This window comes from Rhodoferax sp. RT5P35 (genome assembly GCF_056521385.1).
The window spans coordinates 1-1,181 of sequence record NZ_JBWMAX010000238.1; the positions used below are offsets into that span (position 1 = coordinate 1).

The window sequence follows — 1,181 nt, forward strand, 5'->3', positions numbered from 1 at the left end:
GAGGATGTGCAGATGGGACGACCACGGCAAAACTCTCAACAGCGGTGAGAGTTTTGCCTCGTCTTGGTAGGCTTCGAAAAACTGGCGCATGCGCCAGAGGTTTTGCGGCGAAAAGCCACGTACGCCGGGCTCGCTTTGCGCGATGTACGCAGCCAGTTGCACCACCGTTCCCTTGGCCCAGCCGTCGGCCTCGATCTTGTGGTGAAGGTAGGCGCCGATGCGCCAGTACAGGTCTATCAGTTCGGTATTGACAGCCAGCATCGCCCGCTGGCGCGCCGCATGGATCAGTTGGACGACTTCGGCAAAAGCAGGTTCGACCGGCGCTGGGGTTTTGGGCGGCTTCTTGGCCATGGGAAGTCCAGTATCTACTATCAAAATAAGAGCTTCTTGCGCCCATTCCATAAGCGCTAGAGGCGGATTTTCTTAAAATCTACCGCCTGCGCACCCGCCGCTGCGAATTGCGGGCGTGGGGCAACCAGCCGTGCCAGTGCCAGCGCGCCCACATCAGCAGGCCGCGCACCCATTCGTCGGCAGCGTAGGCGATGAAGATGCCGGGCAGGCCGAAATGGCGGCCCAGGAAGTACGAGCCCAGGCCCAGCACCAGCGCAAACGAGCCCAGGCTGGCGGCCACCGGGTAGATCACGTCGCCAGTGGCGCGCAGCGCGCCGGTGATGATCAGGTTGAAGGCGCGGCCCGTCTCCAGCGCCACGGCAATCCACAGCAGGGTTTGCGCGGCTTCGATGACATGCGGGTCTTTGGTGAACACGCGCATCAGCCAGGGCGCGGCCAACGCTGCCACCACGGCCATGCCGCCCGAGGCCATCAGTCCGTTGCGCAGGCCTTTGCGCACCAGTGCATGGGCCTGGTTGAACTGGCCACCGCCCACCAGCCGCCCCACCATGATCTCGCAGGCCCAGCCGATGGCCAGGCTGATCAGCAGCACGTAGCGCAGCAGTTGCAGGGTGTAGGCATGGGTGGCCAGTGCCACCACACCCAGCCGCGCGGCCCCGGCCAGCGACACCATGAAGGCGGCGCGGTAGCCCAGCTCGGCACTGGCACCGGGCACGCCGATGCGCAGCACCGGGGCCAGCACCCGCCAGTGCAGCTGCCACCAGTGGCGGGCGGTGGGTACCAGGGCCATGCGCTTGCGCCACAGCACCAGGTGCAGGCCCAGGCCCACA

2 protein-coding genes are annotated in these 1,181 nt (G+C 65.5%); both read right to left on the reverse strand.

Translation table 11 applies throughout. The annotated features are described in order from the left end of the window. A partial coding sequence (locus tag AC097L_RS25300; protein ID WP_479589461.1) for a DUF1016 N-terminal domain-containing protein occupies window positions 1-351 on the reverse strand: 351 nt, incomplete at its 3' end. Between the two features lie 79 nt (window positions 352-430). After that, window positions 431-1,181 (reverse strand): MATE family efflux transporter (locus AC097L_RS25305; protein ID WP_479589462.1); only part of this gene is annotated, 751 nt, incomplete at its 5' end.